Below are 21781 nucleotides of genomic sequence, written 5' to 3'. Positions count from 1 at the left end.
CCCGGCCCATGAGCGGCACGCCGTGCGAGGTCGACGCGCCGGGCCGACTACCCGGTGAGGCCCGCTTTCCTGCAGGCGGCTTCGACCGCCGGGGTGCAGATCTGGTTGATCGTGTAGAGGCCGCTCTTGACGACCGTGTCCTTGATCGTGCCGACGGTTACGGGGACGAGGGGCCCCAGTACGGCCGGGATGTCCTTGCTGGTGTCGTTGCTGACGCGGTCCGTGGCGATGGCGTCGAGCTTTTCGCCTCGGCCCAGGGCGACGGCCATCTCGGCGGCTGCATTGGCCTCCGCCTCGAAGGACTTGTACACGGTGACGTACTGCTCGCCCTTGACGATCCGCCGCACGGCCGAGAGGTCGGCATCCTGACCGGTGACAGGAGGCAGCGGACGGACGTCGGCGGCCTTGAGCGCCGTGACGACGCCACCCGCGAGCCCGTCGTTGGCCGACAGGACGCCGTCGATCCTGTCGGCACCCAGCTCGGCGATGGCGGCGGACATGTTCCGGAACGCGTTCTCCGGAATCCACCCGGCGGTGTAGTACGACCTGGCGATCCTCACCTTGCCCTCGAGCACGGAGCGCGCACCCTTCACCAGGGCCCTGGTGTTCGGGTCGGTGGGGTCGCCGTTCATCATCACGACCTGCCCGCCGCGCGCCTTGGGGCCCATCGCCTTGAGGAGCTGCTCGGCCTGGATCCTGCCGATCTCCTCGGAGTCGTAGCTGGAGTAGGCGGAGACGGGGCCTTCGGCGAGACGGTCGTAGGAGACCACCGGGACATCCGCGGCCCGGGCGCTGGTGATCGAGGAGCGGAGCGCCTTGTCGTCGACGGGATCGACGATCAGCACCTTGGCACCGTTCGCGATCATGGACTCGATCTGCTGCTGCTGGGTGGCCACGTCCGCCGATGCGTAGGCGTGGGCGACCCTGCAGTCGGGGCACAGCTCCTTGATCCTCTTCATGATCAGGGGCTTGTCCGCGGTTGCCCAGCGAGCGGTGTGGGTGTCCGGGAGCAGCAGCCCGATCGTGAAACTGCCGGAGGTCTTGCCACCGCCGTCGTCGCCTGCCTCGCCGACCGTCCCGCAGGCGGCGAGAGCGGTGAGTGCGGAGACCGCTGTCACGGCGACGACAGCACGACCCGGACCGTTCTTGATCCGAGCGATCTGCCCGCCACGTCTCCGGCGGCTGTGAGCCGTCTGGAGTCGAACCGACATATTTACCAATGTATGGGAAAACGCTGAAACAGCGACGCCGGTGGCCCCCGGCCGAAGGACAGGCGGTCCTACGGGATCCTCCGGAATCTCCCGAGCGGCCGGCCGATGAGTTCTCCGCTCGGAACCGGTCGACATCCGTACGACTCCCGACTGCGAGGAGGTACCGGATGCCCACGGACGGATTCACCACGTGCCTGTGGTTCGACGGGCAGGCCGAGGAGGCCGCGAACCACTACGTCTCGATCTTCAAGAATTCCCGGATCGGACGGATCAGCCGCTACAACGAGGCCGGGCCGGGGCCCGCGGGATCGGTACTGACCGTCGAGTTCGAGGCCAACGGCCAGAAGTTCGTCGCCGTCAACGGCGGGTCTCAGTTCACCTTCAACGAGGCCGTCTCGTTCCAGATCCTCTGCGACGACCAGGACGAACTGGACCACTTCTGGAGCAGGCTCACCGAGGGCGGCCAGGAGGTCCAGTGCGGCTGGCTGAGGGACAAGTACGGCGTGTCCTGGCAGGTCATCCCCGCAGGCCTCGCCGAGATGATCAGTGATCCGGATCCGGACAAGGCGAAGCGGGCCACCGAAGCGATGCTCTCGATGGTCAAGTTCGACATCGCCGCCCTGAAGAGGGCGCACGAGGGGGAGTAGGGCGCAAGGCCGTCGCCGAGGGGGTAGGGCGCAAGGCCGTCGCCGAGGGGGGTAGGGCGCAAGGCCGTCGCCGAGGGGGCGCGCTCAGGTGCGCCCCCTCAGGGACGGCGTGCCGGCGGTCCCTCGCTGGAGACCGACAGCGGTCAGGCCGGGGGTACGACCGCCACGGGGATGGGCGCATGGTGCAGCGCGGCGTGGGCCACGGACCCGATGCGCGAACCGATCGGGGAGCGATGTGCCCGGCGGCCGACCACGAGCAGCTGCGCGCCGGAGACCGCCGACAGCAGCACCTGCCCCGCGCTGCCGATCTCGACGTGCTCGGTCACCGGCACGTCGGGGAAGCGCTCCCGCCAGGGCGCGAGCGCCTCCGCCAGCGCTTCCTTCTCGTACGGCTCCAGCCCTCCCGCCTCGTCGGCGAGGCGCAGCGACCCCGGGCTGTAGGTGTAGAGGGTGGGCAGGCTCCAGGCCCGCACCGCGCGCACGGCCGCACCGCGTTCGGCGGCCGTCCCGAAGGCGAAGCCCAGCACCGCGGCGCTGTCCTCCGCCGAGCCCTGCTGGCCCACGACGATCTCACCGCCGTCCTGAACCTGATCCTGGGGCTGCGGCTGGGCGTCCCCGGCGGGGGCGCGGACCGAGACGACGGGGCACGCGGCGGAGGCGATCACCTGCTGACCGTACGAGCCGACCAGGAAGCCGACCAGCGCGCCGTGCCCACGTGAGCCGAGGACCAGCATCTCGGACCGCTCGGCCTCGCTCAGCAGCGCGGCGACCGCCGTGTCCGGCACCACCTCGGCCGTGACCGTCAGGTCCGGGTGGCGCCCGACCACGTCCTTCTCGGCCTCGCGCAGCAGGCTGTCTGCCGACTGGGCCTGCGCATCCCTGTCCTGGACGATCGGCACGTCCAGGGGCTGCCACAGCCAGGCGTGCACGATATGCAGCGGGAGGCCGCGCAGCGATGCCTCACGGGCCGCCCAGCCCAGGGCTGCCAGGCTCTCCGGTGATCCGTCCACTCCTGCGGTGATGGGTGGGGCCATGGGGAATGTGTCTCCGTTTGGTTCGAGGGCGCGACCGGTAACGGGTTCCCCGGCCTCGCCATTGCTACACCCGGCGCTCCGGCCCGGGGCGGACGGCCCGCTGCTCATGCTGCGGAGGCGATGCGCCCGGGGCCTGGAGCCGCGAGGAGGGGGGTCAGCCCTCGACGACGCCCGACTTGGCGATCGTGACCTTCGCCTTGGGGGCGCCGCTGCGCGAGCCGAGGGACTCGATCTGCTTCACGACGTCCATGCCCTCGACGACCTCGCCGAAGACGACGTGCTTGTTGTCGAGCCAGTCGGTGACGATGGTGGTGATGAAGAACTGCGAGCCGTTGGTGTTCGCGCCCGCGTTGGCCATCGAGAGCTGGCCGGGCTTGGTGTGCTTGACCTGGAAGTTCTCGTCGGCGAACTTCTCGCCGTAGATGCTCTTGCCCCCGGTGCCGTTGCCGGCGGTGAAGTCGCCGCCCTGGAGCATGAAGTCGGGGATGATGCGGTGGAACGAGGAGCCCTCGTAACCGTAGCCGTGCTCGCCCGTGGCGAGCTCGCGGAAGTTCTTGGCCGTCTTCGGGACGACGTCGTCGAAGAGCGTGAAGACGATCCGCCCGGCGGGCTGGTCGTTGATGGTGATGTCGAAGAAAACGTTACTCATGACTTCATCCTGACACCTGTGGTCACAGAACTCACACCAGACCCACCGTGACGCGGAACTCGGGCCCCTGTGGTAGAAGCCGCCGGTCAACCGACCTGGCCGGCGGGGACCCGCCTCGGTCCCCGCCGGTGCACGCCGACGGGGACCTGCTTCCCCGACAGGCAGCGAGCCCTTGAACCCTGCCCGCCGCCCGGCGAGCCCCGGCCCTCGGACGGCCCTACAGGCTTCCGCCCACCGCGGGGCTCCGATGCGCCGGCGGCGCGGCCGTCGGCTCCGGCGCGAGGCGCTGGTGGGGAATCGGCAACTCTCCCTGCTGCACGGCGATGTTCCGCGTCGGAGCGGGGACGCTGATGCCCTCGGCGCGGTAGCGCCGGTGCAGCCGCTTGATGAACTCGTGCTTGATCCGGTACTGGTCGCTGAACTCGCCCACCCCCAGGATCACCGTGAACCCGATCCTGGAGTCGCCGAACGTGTGGAAGCGCACGGCCGGTTCATGGTCGGGCACGCCACCGGAGACGTCCGCCATCACGCTCTCGACGACCTCGGTGGTGACGCGCTCGACATGGTCCAGGTCGCTGTCGTAGCCGACTCCCACCTGGACGTTGAGCGTCATCAGCCGCTCCGGGCGGTGGTAGTTGGTCATGTTGGTGCCGGACAGCTTCGTGTTCGGGATGATCACCAGGTTCTCGGAGAGCGTGCGCACCACGGTGTTGCGCCAGTTGATGTCGACGACATAGCCCTCCTCGCCGCTGCTCAGCCTGATGTAGTGACCGGGCTGCACCGTTCTGGAAGCCAGGATGTGCACCCCGGCAAAGAGGTTGGCCAGCGTGTCCTGCAGGGCCAGGGCCACCGCCAGACCGCCCACGCCCAGCGCGGTGAGGAGCGGCGCGATCGAGACGCCCAGGGTCTCCAGCACGACGAGAAAACCGATGGCGGACACCACGACGCGCGTGATGTTCACGAATATGGTGGCCGAACCGGCGACACCGGACCGGGAGTCCGCCAGGGCCTGCACCAGACCGGCGACGATCCGCGCGACCGTGAGGGTCGCGGCCATGATGAGCACGGCGGTGAGCGTCATCGTGACGTTGCGTTCGACCCTGGCGTTGAGCGGCAGCGCCGACGCCGCGACCGCCGCGCCGCCGGTGATCGCGGCCCAGGGGACCAGTGCCCGAAGTGCGGCGACGATGATGTCGTCGCCGCCCCAGCGGGTCTTGTCGGCCCGCTCGCCGAGCCATTTCAGGATCACGCGCAGCACCAGGGCGGCCGCAAGTCCTGCCGCGACCGCGATTCCGGCGACGAGGACGTCGTGCAGTGTGAGGTCCCGGTTCAACGGTCCCCTCCCTTTGCACGGGGAAGAGCGCGGGCGGCGCTGGTTACCCGTGCGGTCGCCGCTGAGAGCCGGATGTGATGTGTCGTCACCTTGCTACCTGTGCATTCTGGGAGTGCGGTTGTGCGGTCGCGTCGAGAACGTACGTCGAGGAGGCGGATCGAGGACGTACCAGTCCACTCGGCGTGACGTGTCATCCTGCCGCATGCCGCGACGAGCGCTGCGGGGACCCCGCCCCGGCACGGCTCCGGGGGCCTGTACCCCCTCAACGTCTGGCTGCCCTGAGGGACTTGGACCTTCTCACGGCCTGTGTGTCGCCTGCTTGCCGGTCCGCCACTCCGGGGCAAGTACCGACCAGACCTCCTCGTCGTGCCGCTCTCCCCGGTACAGACAGCTCTCCCGCAGCACGCCGTCCTTCGTCATCCCCAGCCGCCGGGCCACGGCGATGCTGGCTTCGTTCGCCGTCGAGACCCACCACTCCATGCGGTGGATTCCCCGCTCCTCGACGGCCCAGTCGATGATCACACGCGCGGCCCTGGTCACCAGCCCCTTGCCCACCGCCGACGGCTCCAGCCAGCAGCCCGCCTCGGCGGTGCCCTGCGTGACGTCCATCCTCCGGAAGATGACCGCGCCGACCAGCGTGCCCTCCGTCCAGATGCCGTGGATCCGCCCGGCGTCGGCCGCGCCCTTCTCCGCGTACGTCCGGAGGAACGCCCGGCTCGATTCCAGGTCCGTGACGACGTCGGGGAGCGCGTTGTGTCTGCCGATGAACTCCCGCCCTCGGTCGATGTGTGCCAGGAACTCCTCTGCCTGCCACGGCTCGAGCGGGCGCAGCTCCGCGCCGTCGTCGCCCAGGCGTATCGCGTACATCGTCACCGTCCAGGGGCAGAACCCAGCGCACCCGGTGCGCACTGCGATGGGATCTTCGCACGCGAGGCGTCACGGGCGTCCGCGGCGTGTGAACCAGCCGTCCTGAGCCGTCCTGAGCCGTCCTGAGCCGGTCGAGCATCGGTCTGCCTAGAACTGCTTCGCGCCCGCCACGATGGCCTCCCGGATGCGGTTGTAGGTGCCGCAGCGGCAGATGTTGCGGATCTCGTCGAGGTCGGACTCGACGATCTCCCGGCCCGCCTCGCGCGCCTGGCGGACCTTGGCGACGGCGGCCATGATCTGGCCGGGCTGGCAGTAGCCGCACTGGACGACGTCGTACTCCAGCCAGGCCTCCTGCATCGGGTGGAGCTCCCTGCCGACCGTGGCGGGCAGGCCCTCGATGGTGGTGACCTCGTCGGCCGCTCCGACGTCCTCGACCGGAACCGTGCAGGGAGTGAACGCCTTGCCGTTGATGTGGCTCGTGCAGGCCCTGCAGACGCCGACCCCGCAGCCGTACTTCGGACCGGTGACGCCCAGGACGTCCCGGAGGACCCACAGCAGCCGGACGTCGCCCTCGATGTCCACTGTCACCGGCTTGCCGTTGAGGATGAAGGTGTGGTGGGGCACAGGTGGCTCCTAGCGGACGTGGTCGAGACCGTCGGTGGGAGAGGCAGGGACCGGCGGAGTGGTGGGCAGCGGCTCGAAGCCCAGCGGTTCACCATGGTTGACCGGGAAGGTCGTCGGCATCCGTCCGGTGGCCCGGCCGTAGGCACAGGCCACGGCGGCCATCGCGCCGGCGACGGCCAGCTCGCCCGCACCGCCCGGCGTTCCCGTGGTCGGTGGCATCACGACGATCTCGAGCTCGGGCGGGGTGTTCCACTGCCGGGTGTAGAAGTAGTTGTCCCAGCTGCTTTCGAGGAAATGCCCGTCCTTGAGATGGAGGCCCGAGGTCAGGGTCAGGGCGATGCCGTCCATGATGCCGCCCATCATCTGCGCTTCCAGTCCTCGCGGGTTGACGGCGAGTCCGGCGTCGACGGCGCACACGACCTTGGTGACGCGCGGCCCCGTGTATGCGTGGGGGATCTGCCGCCCGGTCGTCTGCGGCCGGCAGTCGATCTCGGCGAGGACGGCCACGAAGGCGTGGTACTCGGGGTGGACCGCGATGCCCTGCCCCATGCCGACGGGCATGGCGCGTCCCCACCTGCCGACCTCGGCGACCTTGTCGAGAACGGCCCTGGCCCGCCCGTCCTTGAGGTACTGGCGGCGGAACGCGCAGGCGTCCTTGCCCATCCGCTTGGCCAGCTCGTCGACGATCAGCTCCTGTGCGCAGCGGACGTTGGGCGAGTAGATGTTGCGCATGGAACCGGTGTTGAAGCCCTTGTCGGTCTCGCTGAGCAACTGTGTGGTGACACCGAAGTGGTACGGGCTCTGCTGGGTGAGCTGGAAGACCGTCTCGGAGAAGGTGAGATCACCGACGGGCAACCGGGCCGCCTGCGAGGTGATGATCTCGCCGAGCCCGTGTCCGAAGTCGGTGGCGACGGAGGTGTGCCGCTGCTCGTAGGTGAGGACCTCGCCGAGTGCGTACGTGGCCCGGACCCGCGAGGTGGACATCGGGTGCGTGCGGCCCTGTCGGAAGTCGTCGGTCCGGTGCCACATCAGCTTCACCGGCTTGCCCACGGCCCGGGAGATCTCGGCGGCTTCCGCGGCGGCGTCGTGGAACAGCTTCCGCCCGAACGAGCCGCCGCCCTGGGTGACATGGACCTTCACGGCGGTGGGCGGCAGGCCGAGCCGAAGGGCGATCTGTTCCTGGGCGACGATGGGCGACTTCAGACTCGCCCAGATCTCCGCCGAGTCGTCGCGTACGTCGGCGATGGCGCAGTTGGTCTCCAGGGCGCTGTTGCTGGCGAAGTGGAAAGTGAAACGGGCGTCGACGGCCTTGGTGAGCAGCGGCAACGGGGGTACGACGAGGGGCAGTTCGGCGCGTCGCAGCTTCTGGGCGACGGTGGCGTCGGAGGCGCCTTCGGCGGTGCCCGGTCCCCAGACGACCTTCAGGGCGCGGATCGCGTCGATGCACTGGCCGAAGGTGCGGCCGCGGACGGCGACGCCGGTGGAGATCGTCACCGCATCGGTGACGCCGGGCATGGCCCGTACCTCGTCCAGGTTCTCCACCGAGCGGACCGTGCCGTTGACCGTCGGTGGCCGGCACACCATCGTCGGCAGCGCGTCCGGCACCCGCACGTCCATCGCGAATGTCTTGCGGCCCGTCACCGCGTCCAGCGCGTCGATCCTGCGCCGGCCGGTCCCGATGACGCTGAACTCGGAGGACTTCTTCAGGGTGACGGAGACCTGGCTGGTGGTCACGGAGGCGGCCTTCTCGGCGAGTTCGCCGTACGTGAGGCTCGGTCCGGTCGCCGAGGTGATGACCCCGGCCTTCGCGGTGAGGGTGCCGATCGCCTCCCCCAGCTCCAGGGCAGCGGCCTCCAGCAGCCGGCCACGGGCGACGGCGGCCGCCACCCGGATCGGGGTGAAGGTCGAGATGGTGGTGTTGGAGCCACCGGTGAGCTGGTTGAACAGCAGCTCCGGCCGCGCGTCGGCGAGGGTGACCTTCACCTTGTCGAGCGGCAGGTCGAGCTCCTCGGCGATCAGCATCGCGCTGGAGGTGGTGATGCCCTGGCCGACCTCGGCCCGGGGCAGCGCCAGGGACGCCGTGCCGTCGGAGTCGATTCGGATACTGATCAGATTCGCGGTGGGCAGGGCGGCATGGGTCAGCATGTCGTTGAGATCGTAGATCTCGGAGGGCCCGGGCACCGATGGCACCACCGCGCCGGCCTCCGCGGGCGCCAGGACGGCGTCGCCGAGCTGCGCGGCCACCGTCAGCGTCGATCCGGCCAGGACATACCCGAGGAACCGCCGCCGACCGATCCCGCCCGGGGCCGCGCCGGCCTCCGGGCCCGGTGAGCTGCTGTGAACTCCCATCGCTGTCCTCCAGCTGTCCTCTCGACGACGGCGGACGCGAACACGCTCCGGCCCGAAGCGGAGTGGACCATACCGAACGGTAGGAACACCAGAGCACGGACAGTTGCTTGTGCTGGACGAGACGAATGGGACCCCGGACGGGGCCGGGGCCGCCCCTGCCTCCCCGACCGGGAGCCGGCGGTTTCGGCCCTGCTCTCGTGGCATGCGCAGACCGCCCGCGCCGCGTCGGGGACGACGGGGCGCGGGCGGGCGATGTCAGCGTGACGGGAGCGGAACTCCCGCACCGCACCGGGTCAGAGCGTTCAGAGCGCACATCCCGGGTCGGGGAGGTAGAGGTCCAGCCAGGTGTTCGACCCGACGACGCCGTCCACGCCACCGGGCGTGCGGTTGCAGTTCTGCACCCAACGGACCGCGGCGTCGGTGGCGGGTCCGAACTCGCCGTCGACGGACAGCCAGGTCGGATAGGTGCTTCCCACGTTGATCAGGCACTGGATCTGCTTGACGGCGGCCGCGGTGCTCGAGTTGTAGGGGCCCTTCTTCAGAGTCGGGCGGTTCCAGTCGTTGACATAGTTGCACTCGCTGTAGGTGTCCGCATGAGCGGCGGTCGGCGCCACGAGACCACCGAGGCTCAGGGCTGCGACTGCGGCAGCGACGGTTCCGACACGGGCACGGATCGAACGCATGACTTGTCCCCCTCCACGACGCGCGGGATGCGGCCGGGGAGATCCCCGACCGGGCATCACCTTCGAGTGCGCCGGCTGCATGGCGGTAGCGCCCTGGTTGCGCGCACCGGTTGCGTCGAGGGCTCGCAACCTCTTGACCTTGACGTCACCGTTCGGGCACGCTGCGCGGGCCGGCTCCGGGGATCTTCGGGGGAGACGGCATGATCGAGTTGGGGGAACTTACTTGATCGAGTTCACTGTCCTCGGGCCGCTGACCGTGCATCGCGACGGCCGGGAGATCGCATTGCCCGCGCCCATGCTGCGCCGGCTGCTGGCCGTCCTGCTGAGTCGGGTCGGCAGGCCGGTGCCGGTCACGCACATCCTGGACGCGCTCTGGGACGGCCGTCCGCCGCGGAGCGCGCGCAAGACCATGCAGGTGTACGTGCACCGGCTGCGCCGTGAACTCGGTGACGAGCAGCGGCTGATGCACGATGCCCTGGGATATGCGCTGTGTGCCCACAACGGAGAACTCGACTCGTTGCGCTTCGCCCACCTTGCCGAACAGGGCCGTCTCGCCCGCCGATCCGGCGACCTGGAGCGGGCGAGTTCGCTGTTCCGGCAAGGGCTTTCGCTGTGGCGCGGTCCGGCCTTCCACGGCGTCCGGGACGGTGACCCCGTGGCCGCCGAGGCCGACTACCTGGATCAGCAGCGCATCCAGGTGTACGAGGAGAGCGTCGAGGTCGAGCTGGACCTGGGCAGACACGGCGAGCTGGCCGCGGAGCTGGCCGTCCTGGTGCGCTCGCATCCCTACCGGGAACGGCTCCGTGCCCAGAGCATGCTCGCCTTGTACCGCAGCGGACGCCGCGCCGAGGCCCTGGAGATGTTCCGTGACACCCGGATGCTGTTACGGGACCAGCTCGGTATCGAGCCCGGGGAAACGCTCAGGAGACTGCACGAGGCCATGCTGCGCGACGACGGACTGCTGGCACCCGGCCACGGACCGGCCCCGTGGCTGCCGGAGCCGGAGCCGGAGCCGGATCGGGAGGGGGAGGGGGAGGGGAACGCGGGGACGGAGGCGCGAGCGCAGCCGCCGTCCCGGACCTCCTCGCATCCGCAGCGGACCGCGGACCGCGGCGCCATGCCGCCCGCGCGAGGGCGATGGCGGGCGGGCGGGTTACCGGCCGAGGTCACCAGCTTCGTCGGTCGGCGGAGTGAACTCGCCGACGTCGCCAAGTTGCTCAGGGAATCCCGGCTGGTGACCGTCACCGGGGTGGGCGGTGTCGGCAAGACCCGGCTGGCCGTGCGTCTGGCCCACGAGGTCCAGAGCGAGTATCCCGATGGCGTCCGGTTGGTCGACCTGTCCCTGGTCCACGATCCCGACCTGGTGGCCCACACGGTCGCACAGGCCCTGGACCTGCACGACCAGACCCTTGGATCCCCCGTGCAGCTGCTGCGGGAGCACCTCGCCGTGAAGAGGCTCCTGCTCGTACTGGACACCTGCGAGCATGTGGTCGATGCGTGTGCGCTGCTCGCGGAGACGATTCTGAGCAGTGCGCCTGCGGTCCGTGTACTCGCCACGAGCCGGGAGTCGCTCGGCATCACGGGGGAGCAGATCTTCGTGCTGCCGCCGCTTCCCGTACCGCGGCCCGGCCACGCCGCGTCGCCCACGACCCAGCACGACGGCGTCACGCTCTTCGTCGAGCGAGCCCGTGCGGCGGACCGGAATTTCACCGTCGGCCCGCACAACCGCGAGGCGGTCTCGCAGCTCTGCATCCTCCTCGACGGCATACCGCTCGCACGCGAACTGGCCTCCGTGCGGCTGCGATCGATGTCCGTCCAGCAGATCCTGGAACGCCTCGACGACCGCTTCGCCCTGCTTGGCTCCGGCCGCCGGACGGCACTGCCCCGGCATCAGACGCTCCGTACCGCCGTGGAGTGGAGCCACCAGCTGTGTTCGCCGGAGGAACGCCTGCTGTGGGCGCGGCTGTCGGTGTTCTCGGGCAGCTTCGACCTCGAGGCGGTGGAGTCCGTCTGCTGCGACGGGAAGGTCCCGCGGGAGACCGTCACGGAACTGCTCCTGGGGCTCGTGGACAAGTCGATTCTGCTCCGAGAGGAGGACTCCTGGGGCGTACGGCTCCGGATCCTGGACACCATGCGCGAATACGGTGCCGAGCGCCTGCACCGGCGCGGCGAACAGGAGCGCCTGCGGCTGCGCCACCGGGATCACTACGCCGAGCTGGCGCACCGCATCGAGGACGACTGGTTCGGGCCGCGCCAGCCCGCATGGCGCCAGCGCGCGATGCACGAGCACGCCAACATCCGCTCCGCGCTGGAGTTCTGCCTCGCCCGGCCCGAGGAGCACCTCACCGGACTGGATCTGGCCGCGAGCCTGTGGTGGTTCTGGACGGCCTGCGGACTCCTCATGGAGGGACGGCACTACCTCGACCGGCTGCTCGGGCTCTCCGCGGAACCGAGCCAGGAGCGGGTCAAGGCCCTGTGGGCCTGCGGGCATGTCGCGATGGGGCAGGGCGATGTCGACGCCGTCGACCGCGGCGCCACCGAGTGCAGGGATCTCGCCGCACAGCGGGACGACCCGGTGGCACTGGCCTTCGTGGGCCAGCTGCTGGGTACGGCCGCAGCCCTGCGCGGAGACCTCGACCGCGCCGTCTCCCACACCGCCGACGGCGTGCGCCGACAGCGGGCCGTGGCACACGGGCACGGTGGCCTGGCGATGTCCCTGGTCGGTCACGGCTTCGTCCTGCTGCTGCGCGGCGAACTCGACGCGGCCGTCACGGCCCTGGAGGAGCAGCGGACGCTGTGCGAAGCCCGCGGCGAGGTGTGGACCCGGGCCTGGGGCGACAGCATCCGCAGCTCCCTGGATCTCGCCCGCGGCGACATCGACTCGGCAGTCATGTACGCCCGGGCCTCCTTGAAGGTGAAGCACCAGTTGGGTGACACGCTGGGCATCGCCATGGGTGTCGACACGCTCGCGCAGGCGGCTCTGGCGAGCGGCGACGCGGACCGCGCCGCTCGCCTCCTGGCCGTCAGCCGGGAGATCTGGCAAACATCCGGCCCGTCGCAGTTCGGCTCTCCTGAGCTGCGGGCGGCACGCGACCGCTGTGAGCAGCAGGCCAGGAAACACATCGGAGACCGCGCATACGAGGCCGCGTTCGACGAGGGGGCGGAGCTCGGCCTCGACGAGGCGCTCCGCCTCGCCCTGGGCGAGCAGTCGTCCCGGACCGTCGCCCAAGTCCTAGGCCAAAGGTCGGTGGGCAAGGGGCTGTGCGAGGCCGGAAGATGAACCGGTGACAGCTCGTCCTTTCGTCGTGGACTCCTTTCTGCAGCAACCCCTCACCGCGCGCCTGGCGACGAACGGGCCGACCGTGCGCCCCGTCTGGTTCCTCTGGGACGAGGGAGCGTTCTGGATCCTGACGGGACCGTGGGCCCGATTGTCCGATCGGGTGCGGGCCGACCCGGGGGTCGCGTTCGTGGTCGACGAATGCGATCTTTCGACGGGGCGTGTCCGACAGGTCATCGCCCGGGGACGGGCCGAGCTCGTGCCCTTCGACGTCGAGAGAGGCCGACGTAAGCTCGTCCGCTACCTGGGGGCGGACGAAGCGCTGTGGGATGGACGCGTCGTCCACTGTCTGTATGACGATCCGGGCCGACGAGGCACGCGGTGGCTGCGTCTGGAGCCCACCTCACTCACGGCGAAGGATCTCCTACACCGTTGTCCCGTGACGAGCCGAGGCTGAAGCCCGACTCGGACGGGCGGGGCGGTCAGGACCCGGGCCGCGACGGCTGCCGCGTACCGCTGCCGTGGGAGGGCGACGAGGCGCCGTTCGGCTTCAGCCCGGCCGACGCGGCCGCCGAGCCGTGGCTGCCGCAGCCGCCTGCCTGGAAGGACCACACCGTCGCGGCCCAGAGCGGCGACCCGGACTCCACGCTGGAGCTGTACCGGGCGGCGCTGCGCATCCGGCGCGAGGAAACGGGCCTTGGAGCAGGAGTGCTGGAGTGGCTGCCCGCGGCCCCAGGCGTGCTTGCCTTCACCCGCCCCGGCGGATTCGCCTGCGTCGTCAACTTCTCCGAGAGCCCTGTCGAACTGCCGCCGTACACAGCCGTGCTGCTCGCCTGCGAGCCACTGGACGGGAGCAGGCTCCCGGCGGACTCGGCAGTCTGGCTGCGGACCCGGTGGGCCTCGGGCGGAGGGTTCTGGCAGGTCATGAGCGGCGCGGGGCCGCCGTTACCGTGGGCTGGGGCCTGCCGGACCCATCTCGTCGAACCGGTGGGATCACGCCGAGCCGTCGGGGCCTGGGGAAGCATGCGAGCGGACGTCGGTCGTGAGGTCGCTGTCGGTCGCCCGGTCATCCGCCCCGGGACGTCGCTCCTGGCCGCTTCGGCCTCGAAGGCGGTCCATCTCACGCCATTCGGGTCGCAGGCCGGCCAGGTTCGTCGTGAGGAAGTAGACGGCGCCGCCGACCAGCAGCACCGGTACGAGCCCGAAGCAGGTCACCGCCGCGCCTGCGATCAGTCCGCCGAGCGGGACACCGGCCCAAGCCAGCGAAGTGCTCAGGGCCTTGACCGCCCCAGCGGTCGGCGGGGCACCCGCTCGAAGACGATCGCGGCCAGGATCGGGTTGAGGAAGCCTGCTCCGGAAACCACTGACCGCGGACACCACGAGCACCGCCCACATCGGCGCGTAGGAGGCGAGGATCAGGAACCGCGGCGCCCCGGCCAGCGGCCGCCAGTTCCTCACGGCGGTGGCCTGGTTCACCTCCGTCTACCTATGGCTCGGGACCGAATCGAGCCCAGGCACCATGCTCAACAGCTGCCGTGCGGCCGGCGCCGTCCGCTCCGGATCCGGTACGGCGACGGCCGCCCGCCAGACCGCGGCGTCACCGTCGGCCAGGTGCACGACGCTCAAAGCGTCCGCCTGGGGCTTGTCTGCGATGTGCCGGGGAACGAGAGCCATTCCGAGCCCGTGCCCGACCAGGTCCAGCAAGCTGTGCACATCGTTGACCTGCAGGGCGACGAGCCGCTGGGACCCGGCTTCGGCGAAGGCGCGGTCGGAGACGGCGCGCGCGCCCCAGTCGGGTGCGAAGTCCACGAAGCTCTCGCCGTCGAGTTCCCTCAACTCCACTTCCTCGCGTTCCGCAAGGGGGTGCCCGGGGTGGCACAGCAGGACCATCGGCTCCGACGACAGGGGCAGGAGCCGCACCCCGACCGGGGGTTGGCCGCTCAGCGCGACGAACGCCACGTCGAGCTGCCCGGCGGCGACGTCCTCGGCCAGGGCCTGTGAGCCGTCCTGCCGCATGTGGATCCCCACGCCGGGGTGCCGGCCGCGGAAGTCTGCCAGCAGAGCGGACACATGAACCGCGCCGAGGCACTGTTCGGTTCCGACGGCCAGCATGCCTCGCAGGAGTCCCTGCACGGCGGCGACCGCGTCCTTCGCGGCGCGTGCTCCGGCGAGGGTGCGCCGTGCCTCGTCGAGGAGTGCCCGGCCCGCCTCGGTCAGTTCGACACTGCGGGTGTTGCGCAGGAAGAGCTGAGCACCCAGCTCCTTTTCCAGGGAACGCACCGAGGCGGACAGCCCCGACTGTGACACCAGCAACCGCTCGGCGGCGCGGGTGAAGTGCCGTTCCTCGGCCACGGCGACGAAGTACTCCAGATGCCGAAGTTCCATGATTGAGAACCCTAGTCGATTGATCTCGGTGATTCGATCGCCCCAAGGCCTCAATGGGGAGTGATCGTGCGGGCGGTCACGAGACGGCGGCGCGCTCCTGGCATTCGTGGCACAGGCCCCACCACGTGATCTCGCCTTCGTCGATGGCGAAGCCCTTGCTCTCCACGGGATCCAGGCAAGGGGCCACTCCGACGACGCAGTCGACGTCCTCGACGCGCCCGCAACCGCGGCACACCAGGTGGTGATGGTTGTCGCCGACCCGCAGCTCGTACCGGGCCGGCGAACCCGCCGGCTCGATGCAGCGGATCAACTGCGCCTTTGTCAGGTCATCGAGGACGTTGTACAGCCCTTGCCGCGAGAGGCCGCTCGTGGACCCCTTGCCCACCCCGAGCCTCGCCTCGAGGTCCGGCGCAGTGGAGTGGGGGTGTCCCTGCAGGGCCGCCAGGACGGCACGGCGCTGGGTCGTGCTGCGCAGACCCTTGCGCTTGAGCAGGTCGCCTGCCGGCTGCTCCATCGTCTCGTCACTCCTTCGACGCCCCTCGTCTCGTGCTGTCGGCTATGTCGCCGACGAGTGAATTGTACCGTTTACAATTGACATGGTCAAATCTGGCAGGGTTCGGGTGCTGGACTCAGCGGACGGTCTCGGCTGCCCGGCAGGTGGTGCAGACGACCCTGCGTGCCAGCAGGCGGCTCGTCGTGCGCGTGATGCCGTTGGGCTGCTGGACGGGTTCCCGGACGATGCGCGCGTGGTCCTGGCAGGTGAACAGGCCGCAGCGCGCGCAGACGCCGATGCCCGTGGTGTTCTTGCGTCCTTCCTGGATGCAGTCGTAACAGTTCATGCGGTGTGTCAACTCCGTTGTGTGGAAGGCCGAGCCGTGGACTCGAACCGGAAATCGCCCCGCCGGCGGCTGCTTGCGACCGTATGCCGATGGTCGCGTCGCGGGGCGGTGGATCGACGTCGGGTGCAACGAGGCGGACGGAGTCGTCCGTCCGTGCATCACCGACCAATGTCTGAAATGTACCGACCGAAATTGGACTGAGTCAAATCTGTGATGATGCGGCAGCGCGGAGCACGGCGCCCGTCACGCTCCGGCAATCACCAGGCCCGGTGATTCAGAAGCGCAGCTCCTGAGTGCATTCGTTTTCTTCTGTTGGACGGCGGGACGCAGACAGGCAACGCTGAGATGCGTGCCCGTAGCTGCACGGCCGTGGGAACCACCCTGGGACGTGCCCGGCACAGCCGACACAGCGGAACCGCTGAGAAAGGTCACAGAACACATGCACACTCGCCGCATCGGTGACATCGAGGTCAGCGCGATCGGCCTGGGGGCCATGCCCATGTCGATCGAAGGGCGGCCCGACGAAGCGCGCTCCATCCTCACCATCCACGCGGCACTCGATGCCGGCGTGACGCTGATCGACACCGCGGACGCCTACCACCGCGACGCCGACGACATCGGTCACAACGAGACGATCATCGCCAAGGCCCTCGCCTCCCACGAGCGCGGCTCGGACGTGCTGGTCGCCACGAAGGGCGGCCACCTGCGCCCCGGCGACGGAAGCTGGACGCTGGACGGGTCCCCCCGGCACATCAAGGAGGCGTGCGAGGCCTCCCTGCTCCGTCTGGGCGTGGAGGCGATCGGGCTGTACCAGTTCCACCGCCCCGACCCCAAGGTCCCCTACGCCGAGTCCGTCGGCGCGCTGCGCGACCTGCTCGACGAGGGCAAGATCCGGATGGCCGGCATCTCCAACGCCGACCCCGGCCAGATCCGGCTGGCCGACGACATCCTCGGCGGCCGGCTGGTCTCCGTGCAGAACCAGTTCTCGCCGGCCTTCCGCTCCAGCGAGCCGGAACTTCGGCTGTGCGACGAACTCGGGATCGCGTTCCTGCCCTGGAGCCCGCTCGGCGGCATTTCCCAGGCCCGCCAACTGGGCTCGGCGTACGCGCCGTTCGCCCGGGTCGCCGAGGCCCACGGGGTCAGCCCGCAGCGTGTGTGCCTGGCGTGGATGCTCGCCAAGTCGCCCGTGGTCGTGCCGATCCCGGGCGCCAGCCGACCGGAGACGATCCGCGACTCGGTGGCCGCCGCGGACCTCGTGCTCACCGCCGAGGAACTCGCGGAACTGGACGCCGTCTGACGTCGTGGGGACGCCCTCACACAGGTACGGGCCGCCGGTTCCGGGTGGCAGCACTGCCGTGCGGAACCGGCGGCCCGTACGCACACGGACAGCCTTCCCGCGCGCCGGTCAGCGGTGGCCCGGAACTCCGGGCCCGACCGAGCTCACCCCTGCGGGACCGAGGCCGCCTCAGGCTGTGGGACGGACCGCCTTCGTCAGAGCCGCACGCAGCGTCGCGGCATCGGCCGGGGTGCCCTGGTCGTCTCCGGAGATCCCCAGGCCCTGCGGGTTCTTCGCGTACGGGACGACATAGGCCGGGGTGTCGCGCTGGAAACGCCAGCTGTCGGCGAGTTCGCCGGCGTCCACGGCGTCGTAGCCGAGCCGGTCGAGGAGTTCGGCGACGGAGGCCCTCGCCTCCGGGCTGTCGCCGGCGATGGGCAGCGCCGAGCGGTCGGGGGCGCCGGTGGGCCGTGCGAGTGCGGCCAGATGCCGGAAGTAGATGTTGTTGAACGCCTTGACGACCCGGGACTCCGGGAGATGCCGCTGCAGCAGTTCGCTGGTGGTCGTCTCCTCCGCGTCCAGTTCGGGGAACCGACCGTCGCGTTCGGGGTAGTAGTTGTTCGTGTCAAGGACGATCCTGCCGGCCAGTGGGGCGACCGGGACCGCGCGATAGTTCTTCAGAGGGATGCTGACCACCACCCAGTCACCTGCGGCCGCCGCCTCCTCCGGAGTCGCGGCACGGGCCCGGGGGCCGAGTTCCGCCACGAGGTCGGACAGGGTCTCCGGTCCGCGGGAGTTGCTGAGGACCACGTCCAGGCCGGCGGCTACGCCGAGTCCGGCCACGGTGCTGCCGATGTTTCCGCTGCCAATCAGTCCAAGCGTTGCCATAGAGGCGCAAACGGAGGGTGTCAGGAAGGTATTCCCCTGACCGGTCGGTTCCGCCCGCCGGGCCCGCCCTCGCGTCCAGGACGGCGGGCTGCGCGGCGCCGTGGCAGGCAGTGGGAAGGCCCCGGGACGGGTTCCGCGCGCGCGATCGGCCCGGAGCTGGTCTGCTGGTTCTGGGAGACCGTTGTGCCGGTATCCGGGAGTGATCCAGATGAGCACCCACAAAGTCGCACAGGTCGCCGCCGCCGGTGGCCCCTTCGAGATCGTCGAGCGTGAGGTACCGCGGCCGGGCCCGGGCCACGTGCGGATCGCCGTGGACGCCTGCGGGATCTGCCACAGCGACGCCTTCTTCGTCAACGACTTCCTTCCGGGCGTCCGGTTTCCCGTGGTCCCCGGGCATGAGATCGCGGGGCGGGTCGACGAACTCGGCGAGGGGACGCAGAACGGCCGGCAGGTGGGCGACAGGGTGACCGTGGGCTGGTTCGGCGGCAGCTGCCGTCACTGCACGCCCTGCAGACAGGGCGACTTCATCGTGTGCGTGAACCTGAAGGTCCCCGGTTGGGCGTACGACGGCGGCTTCGCCGAGTACGTGATCGCACCGGCCGACGCCCTGGCCTCGATCCCCGACGCGCTGGAGGCGGCCGATGCGGCGCCCATGGCCTGCGCGGGCGTCACGGTCTACAACGGCCTGCGGCGCAGCTCGGCACGGGCGGGCGACCTGGTCGCCGTCCTCGGCATCGGAGGCCTGGGCCATCTGGGAGTGCGGTACGCGGTCGCCATGGGCTTCGAGACCGTGGCCATCGCCCGCGGAGCCGACAAGGAGGACCTCGCCCGGGAACTCGGCGCGCACCACTACATCGACAGCACGGGGGACACCGCGGTCGCGGACGCGCTGCAGTCCCTCGGTGGCGCCAAGGTCGTCCTGGCCACCGCCGCCAACTCCGCGGCCATGACGGCGACCGTCGACGGGCTCTCCCACCGTGGCGAGCTGGTGGTCGCCGGTGCGGACGTCGAGCCCCTGGGTGCTACCCCGGCCCAGCTGCTCATGCGCGGCCTGGTCGTCCGCGGGCACCCGTCCGGCACCGCGCAGGACGTACAGGACACCATGGCGTTCAGCGCCCTGCACGGGATCCGCCCCATGATCGAAACCGTGCCGCTGGAGCAGGCCGACGAGGCGTACCGGAAGATGCTGTCCGGCGCCGCCCGGTTCCGGATGGTGCTTGCGGTCCGCTGACGCCGCAGGTCCCCAAGGCTGCCTTTCGTCGCTACGATTCCGTACTCCCGGCCGGCAAGATCCTCCGCCGGGCCCTGCGTGACCCCTTCCGGGAGGGCGACGGATGAGCGACAACCCCGCTGTGCGGATCGAGCGCGACGGCCCCGTGTTCACGGTCATCCTCGGCCGGCCCGAGGTGCGCAACGCCGTCGACGGCCCGATGGCTGCTCAACTGGCGGATGCCTTCAGGGAGTTCGAGAACGACGACGCCGCCGCTGTCGCCGTCCTGTGGGGCGAGGGCGGCACCTTCTGCGCCGGAGCCGACCTCAAGGGCATCGGCACCGAGCGGGCCAACCAGGTCCTGCCCGAGGGCGACGGCCCGATGGGCCCCACCCGGATGCGGCTGAGCAAGCCCGTGATCGCCGCGGTGTCCGGGCACGCGGTCGCCGGCGGCCTGGAGCTGGCCGTCTGGTGCGATCTGCGGGTCGCCGAAGAGGACGCGGTCTTCGGGGTGTTCTGCCGCCGCTGGGGCGTGCCCCTGGTGGACGGCGGTACGGTGCGGCTGCCGCGCCTGATCGGAGAAGGCCGCGCCATGGACATGATCCTCACGGGCCGGCCGGTCCCGGCCCCGGAGGCGTACGAGATCGGGCTCGCCAACCGCCTCGTCCCGACCGGCGGCGCCCGCGGGGCCGCGGAGCAGCTGGCCCGCGAGATCGCCGCGTTCCCGCAGCTGTGCCTGCGTCACGACCGGCTGTCCGTGCGCGAGCAGCACGGGCTGAGCGAGCCGGACGCCCTGGCCGCCGAGTACCGGCACGGCCTGGTCCCGCTGACCGCGGGGGAGACCCTGTCCGGTGCCGGGCGGTTCGCGGGCGGTGCGGGCCGCCACGGGTCGTTCACGGACTGAGTCCCCACGGTCTCCTGACCGCACGCGGGCCGTCGTGGAGGCGCCGCAGCATGCGCCGCCCCGACCCGGCGAGTGCCGCGCAGGAAACCCCGACGCTACTCCCGAGGATCCGGTGACCCCTCGGTGCGGGGGGCCGGAACGTCGTTCGCGGCGGCGTTGCCCTCGGCGAATTGGCGGGCGGCACGGTCGAAGTAACGGAGAAGCTCCACCGGGAAGGGCATGACGAGGGTGGAGTTCTTCTCGGCGGCGACCTCGACCACCGTCTGCAGCAGTCGCAGCTGCATCGCCTCCGGCGTATCGGCCATGATCCTTGACGCGTTGGCGAGCTGCCGCGCCGCCTGGAACTCACCGTCTGCGGTGATCACCCTGGCCCGCCGCTCGCGCTCGGCCTCGGCCTGACGCGACATCGACCTCTTGAGCGACTCCGGAAGCTGTACGTCCTTGATCTCGACCCGGTCGATGTGCACGCCCCAGCCGGCCGCCGGGCTGTCGATCATCACGGCGAGCCCCTCGTGCAGCCGTTCACGGTCCGAGAGCAGATCGTCCAGATCGCTCTTTCCGATGATGGAACGCAGCGAGGACTGCGCGACCTGCCCGACGGCGAACACATAGTCCTGCACCTCGATCGCGGCCCGCAGCGGATCGGTGACCCGGAAGTACACGACAGCGTCGACCTTCACGGACACGTTGTCGCGGGTGATGCCCTCCTGCGTCGGGATCGGCAGGGTCACCACCTGGACGTTCACCTTCCTCATCCGGTCGGCGAAGGGGATCAGGAAGGTGATGCCGGGCTGCCGGTAGGCGGGCAGCGCCTTGCCGAAGCGGAACACGACGCCCCGGTCCACCTGGTTGACCACCCGCATGCCGCTGCGCAGCACCACCAGGACGAAGACGACGGCGATCACGGCCCCGACCAAAGCGCCATCCATGGCAACACACTCCCTCAAGAGGTGGGTTCGACACACGTCAGGACGATCGCGGGGGAGCGGCGGATGCGGACGCGGCGTCAGGAACGCGTAAAGGGTTGGTGACTGTCCGAGCGTCACATCCTGGTCGGGGCCGGTGATCAGGGAGCCGCTCAGGCCGATCAGGCCGGAGTCGTCCAGCGCTGGTTCGCCCACCGTAGGCATTGACATGACGCAGCGGGTCGTCGCGGAGCGAGCTCTGGACGGCTGGACCGGCCTGGTCACCGGCGGTTCCCGGGGCATCGGGGCCGCCATTGCCGCGCGCCTCGCCGCCGACGGCGCAACGGTCGCGTTCACCTGCAGCAGCGCGAAGGACGAGGCGGAAGCGCTCGCCGGGAAGATCGCGGAATCCGGCGGGCGTGCGCTCGTCTTCCGGGTCGACAGCGGCGATCCGCAGGCCGTGCGGGCGGCAGTGACCCGGACGGTCGAGGAATTCGGCGGCCTGGACATCCTCGTCAACATCGCGGGAGCGGCCCATGTGGCACCCCTCGATGAATGGGGAGTCCTGACCCGACGCGCCGCGCCGGGCGGAGAGCACTGCCGGACCTGGAACGGCGTGGGGCCGCGCGGTGTGGTGCACCGTGCGGCCCCGGGGGGTGGTGTGTCGTGGTTCAGCCCTTGCGGGTGTTGATCTCCTCGG

21 protein-coding genes and 2 pseudogenes are annotated in these 21781 nt (G+C 70.3%); 8 read left to right on the top strand and 15 right to left on the bottom strand.

Annotated elements, in window-relative coordinates; all coding sequences use genetic code 11:
• Positions 1–47 precede the first annotated feature (47 nt).
• Positions 48–1118, bottom strand: coding sequence for a sugar ABC transporter substrate-binding protein (locus tag ACWCP0_RS39170; RefSeq protein ID WP_451083502.1), 1071 nt, complete (start codon positions 1116–1118; stop codon positions 48–50).
• Between the two features lie 260 nt (positions 1119–1378).
• Here ACWCP0_RS39170 and ACWCP0_RS39165 point away from each other — a divergent pair, with 260 nt between their 5' ends.
• Positions 1379–1858 carry a VOC family protein gene (locus ACWCP0_RS39165; RefSeq protein ID WP_451083501.1) on the top strand — a complete coding sequence of 160 codons (480 nt, stop codon included), beginning with the start codon at positions 1379–1381 and terminating at the stop codon, positions 1856–1858.
• A 143-nt stretch (positions 1859–2001) separates the two neighbouring features.
• On the opposite strand, the gene ACWCP0_RS39160 is transcribed toward ACWCP0_RS39165, so the two are convergent.
• From ACWCP0_RS39160 to ACWCP0_RS39130, 7 genes are all read right to left on the bottom strand, one after another.
• The gene (locus ACWCP0_RS39160; RefSeq protein WP_451083500.1) at positions 2002–2892 is read right to left on the bottom strand and encodes a universal stress protein; all 891 of its coding nucleotides are present in this window, start codon (positions 2890–2892) and stop codon (positions 2002–2004) included.
• 154 nt (positions 2893–3046) lie between these two features.
• Positions 3047–3541, bottom strand: a complete 495-nt coding sequence (locus ACWCP0_RS39155; RefSeq protein ID WP_451083499.1) for a peptidylprolyl isomerase — start codon at positions 3539–3541, stop codon at positions 3047–3049.
• 217 nt (positions 3542–3758) lie between these two features.
• Complete coding sequence (locus ACWCP0_RS39150; RefSeq protein WP_451083498.1) at positions 3759–4874, bottom strand: mechanosensitive ion channel family protein; 1116 nt, start codon at positions 4872–4874, stop codon at positions 3759–3761.
• Positions 4875–5171: 297 nt separating this feature from the next.
• Complete coding sequence (locus tag ACWCP0_RS39145) at positions 5172–5741, bottom strand: GNAT family N-acetyltransferase (protein ID WP_451083497.1); 570 nt, start codon at positions 5739–5741, stop codon at positions 5172–5174.
• 147 nt (positions 5742–5888) lie between these two features.
• Positions 5889–6365 (bottom strand): (2Fe-2S)-binding protein, encoded by a 477-nt coding sequence (locus tag ACWCP0_RS39140; protein ID WP_451083496.1) that lies wholly within the window; start codon positions 6363–6365, stop codon positions 5889–5891.
• 9 nt (positions 6366–6374) lie between these two features.
• Positions 6375–8714, bottom strand: coding sequence for a molybdopterin cofactor-binding domain-containing protein (locus tag ACWCP0_RS39135; protein ID WP_451083495.1), 2340 nt, complete (start codon positions 8712–8714; stop codon positions 6375–6377).
• Between the two features lie 302 nt (positions 8715–9016).
• A complete protein-coding gene (locus ACWCP0_RS39130) occupies positions 9017–9397 on the bottom strand; it encodes a peptidoglycan-binding domain-containing protein (protein WP_451083494.1) in 381 nt (126 codons plus the stop codon).
• 223 nt (positions 9398–9620) lie between these two features.
• Here ACWCP0_RS39130 and ACWCP0_RS39125 point away from each other — a divergent pair, with 223 nt between their 5' ends.
• Together ACWCP0_RS39125 and ACWCP0_RS39120 are read left to right on the top strand one after the other, a co-directional pair.
• A complete protein-coding gene (locus tag ACWCP0_RS39125) occupies positions 9621–12677 on the top strand; it encodes an AfsR/SARP family transcriptional regulator (RefSeq protein WP_451083493.1) in 3057 nt (1018 codons plus the stop codon).
• Between the two features lie 4 nt (positions 12678–12681).
• The gene (locus ACWCP0_RS39120; RefSeq protein ID WP_451083492.1) at positions 12682–13131 is read left to right on the top strand and encodes a pyridoxamine 5'-phosphate oxidase family protein; all 450 of its coding nucleotides are present in this window, start codon (positions 12682–12684) and stop codon (positions 13129–13131) included.
• Between the two features lie 25 nt (positions 13132–13156).
• Here the strand turns inward: ACWCP0_RS39120 and ACWCP0_RS39115 are convergent, their stop codons facing one another.
• Complete coding sequence (locus tag ACWCP0_RS39115) at positions 13157–13351, bottom strand: hypothetical protein (RefSeq protein WP_451083491.1); 195 nt, start codon at positions 13349–13351, stop codon at positions 13157–13159.
• 31 nt (positions 13352–13382) lie between these two features.
• On the opposite strand from ACWCP0_RS39115, the pseudogene ACWCP0_RS39110 reads away from it, so the two are divergent.
• Positions 13383–13499: pseudogene (locus ACWCP0_RS39110) on the top strand (hypothetical protein); the annotation flags it as partial.
• Between the two features lie 168 nt (positions 13500–13667).
• Here ACWCP0_RS39110 and ACWCP0_RS39105 read toward each other — a convergent pair.
• The 4 genes and pseudogenes from ACWCP0_RS39105 to ACWCP0_RS39090 form a co-directional block, all read right to left on the bottom strand.
• Positions 13668–14114 (bottom strand): annotated as a pseudogene (locus ACWCP0_RS39105) (MFS transporter); the annotation flags it as partial.
• A gap of 42 nt (positions 14115–14156) precedes the next feature.
• The gene (locus tag ACWCP0_RS39100) at positions 14157–15059 is read right to left on the bottom strand and encodes a LysR family transcriptional regulator (protein WP_451083490.1); all 903 of its coding nucleotides are present in this window, start codon (positions 15057–15059) and stop codon (positions 14157–14159) included.
• A gap of 76 nt (positions 15060–15135) precedes the next feature.
• Positions 15136–15573 carry a Fur family transcriptional regulator gene (locus ACWCP0_RS39095; protein ID WP_451083489.1) on the bottom strand — a complete coding sequence of 146 codons (438 nt, stop codon included), beginning with the start codon at positions 15571–15573 and terminating at the stop codon, positions 15136–15138.
• Positions 15574–15688: 115 nt separating this feature from the next.
• Entirely contained in the window at positions 15689–15898 is a 210-nt protein-coding gene (locus tag ACWCP0_RS39090) for a DUF2180 family protein (RefSeq protein ID WP_451083488.1), read from the bottom strand.
• 439 nt (positions 15899–16337) lie between these two features.
• Here ACWCP0_RS39090 and ACWCP0_RS39085 point away from each other — a divergent pair, with 439 nt between their 5' ends.
• Positions 16338–17195: an aldo/keto reductase gene (locus ACWCP0_RS39085; protein ID WP_451083487.1), complete on the top strand. Its 858-nt coding sequence runs from the start codon at positions 16338–16340 to the stop codon at positions 17193–17195.
• Between the two features lie 168 nt (positions 17196–17363).
• On the opposite strand, the gene ACWCP0_RS39080 is transcribed toward ACWCP0_RS39085, so the two are convergent.
• Positions 17364–18062, bottom strand: coding sequence for an NADPH-dependent F420 reductase (locus ACWCP0_RS39080; RefSeq protein WP_451083486.1), 699 nt, complete (start codon positions 18060–18062; stop codon positions 17364–17366).
• A gap of 208 nt (positions 18063–18270) precedes the next feature.
• Between ACWCP0_RS39080 and ACWCP0_RS39075 the strand changes: the two genes are divergently transcribed.
• On the top strand, positions 18271–19293 hold the full coding sequence (locus tag ACWCP0_RS39075) for an alcohol dehydrogenase catalytic domain-containing protein (protein ID WP_451083485.1): 1023 nt from the start codon (positions 18271–18273) through the stop codon (positions 19291–19293).
• A 103-nt stretch (positions 19294–19396) separates the two neighbouring features.
• A complete protein-coding gene (locus ACWCP0_RS39070) occupies positions 19397–20176 on the top strand; it encodes a crotonase/enoyl-CoA hydratase family protein (protein WP_451083484.1) in 780 nt (259 codons plus the stop codon).
• Positions 20177–20271: 95 nt separating this feature from the next.
• On the opposite strand, the gene ACWCP0_RS39065 is transcribed toward ACWCP0_RS39070, so the two are convergent.
• Positions 20272–21105, bottom strand: coding sequence for a slipin family protein (locus ACWCP0_RS39065; protein ID WP_451083483.1), 834 nt, complete (start codon positions 21103–21105; stop codon positions 20272–20274).
• A 205-nt stretch (positions 21106–21310) separates the two neighbouring features.
• Between ACWCP0_RS39065 and ACWCP0_RS39060 the strand changes: the two genes are divergently transcribed.
• Positions 21311–21772, top strand: coding sequence for an SDR family NAD(P)-dependent oxidoreductase (locus tag ACWCP0_RS39060; RefSeq protein WP_451083482.1), 462 nt, complete (start codon positions 21311–21313; stop codon positions 21770–21772).
• Positions 21773–21781: the final 9 nt, after the last annotated feature.

The organism is Streptomyces sp. NPDC001970, assembly GCF_053594115.1.
This window is presented reverse-complemented; position numbering and strand designations above follow the sequence as displayed.

Coding starts and splice junctions, on each gene's coding strand:
- ACWCP0_RS39080 (WP_451083486.1), bottom strand. CDS start 18,062: ATGGCAACGCTTGGACTGATTGGCAGCGGAAACATCGGCAGCACCGTG.
- ACWCP0_RS39145 (WP_451083497.1), bottom strand. CDS start 5,741: ATGTACGCGATACGCCTGGGCGACGACGGCGCGGAGCTGCGCCCGCTC.
- ACWCP0_RS39065 (WP_451083483.1), bottom strand. CDS start 21,105: ATGGATGGCGCTTTGGTCGGGGCCGTGATCGCCGTCGTCTTCGTCCTG.
- ACWCP0_RS39115 (WP_451083491.1), bottom strand. CDS start 13,351: ATGCGCAGCGCCGCCCGGTACAGCTCCAGCGTGGAGTCCGGGTCGCCG.
- ACWCP0_RS39135 (WP_451083495.1), bottom strand. CDS start 8,714: ATGGGAGTTCACAGCAGCTCACCGGGCCCGGAGGCCGGCGCGGCCCCG.
- ACWCP0_RS39130 (WP_451083494.1), bottom strand. CDS start 9,397: ATGCGTTCGATCCGTGCCCGTGTCGGAACCGTCGCTGCCGCAGTCGCA.
- ACWCP0_RS39160 (WP_451083500.1), bottom strand. CDS start 2,892: ATGGCCCCACCCATCACCGCAGGAGTGGACGGATCACCGGAGAGCCTG.
- ACWCP0_RS39100 (WP_451083490.1), bottom strand. CDS start 15,059: ATGGAACTTCGGCATCTGGAGTACTTCGTCGCCGTGGCCGAGGAACGG.
- ACWCP0_RS39060 (WP_451083482.1), top strand. CDS start 21,311: ATGACGCAGCGGGTCGTCGCGGAGCGAGCTCTGGACGGCTGGACCGGC.
- ACWCP0_RS39165 (WP_451083501.1), top strand. CDS start 1,379: ATGCCCACGGACGGATTCACCACGTGCCTGTGGTTCGACGGGCAGGCC.
- ACWCP0_RS39085 (WP_451083487.1), top strand. CDS start 16,338: ATGCACACTCGCCGCATCGGTGACATCGAGGTCAGCGCGATCGGCCTG.
- ACWCP0_RS39075 (WP_451083485.1), top strand. CDS start 18,271: ATGAGCACCCACAAAGTCGCACAGGTCGCCGCCGCCGGTGGCCCCTTC.
- ACWCP0_RS39095 (WP_451083489.1), bottom strand. CDS start 15,573: ATGGAGCAGCCGGCAGGCGACCTGCTCAAGCGCAAGGGTCTGCGCAGC.
- ACWCP0_RS39090 (WP_451083488.1), bottom strand. CDS start 15,898: ATGAACTGTTACGACTGCATCCAGGAAGGACGCAAGAACACCACGGGC.
- ACWCP0_RS39070 (WP_451083484.1), top strand. CDS start 19,397: ATGAGCGACAACCCCGCTGTGCGGATCGAGCGCGACGGCCCCGTGTTC.
- ACWCP0_RS39155 (WP_451083499.1), bottom strand. CDS start 3,541: ATGAGTAACGTTTTCTTCGACATCACCATCAACGACCAGCCCGCCGGG.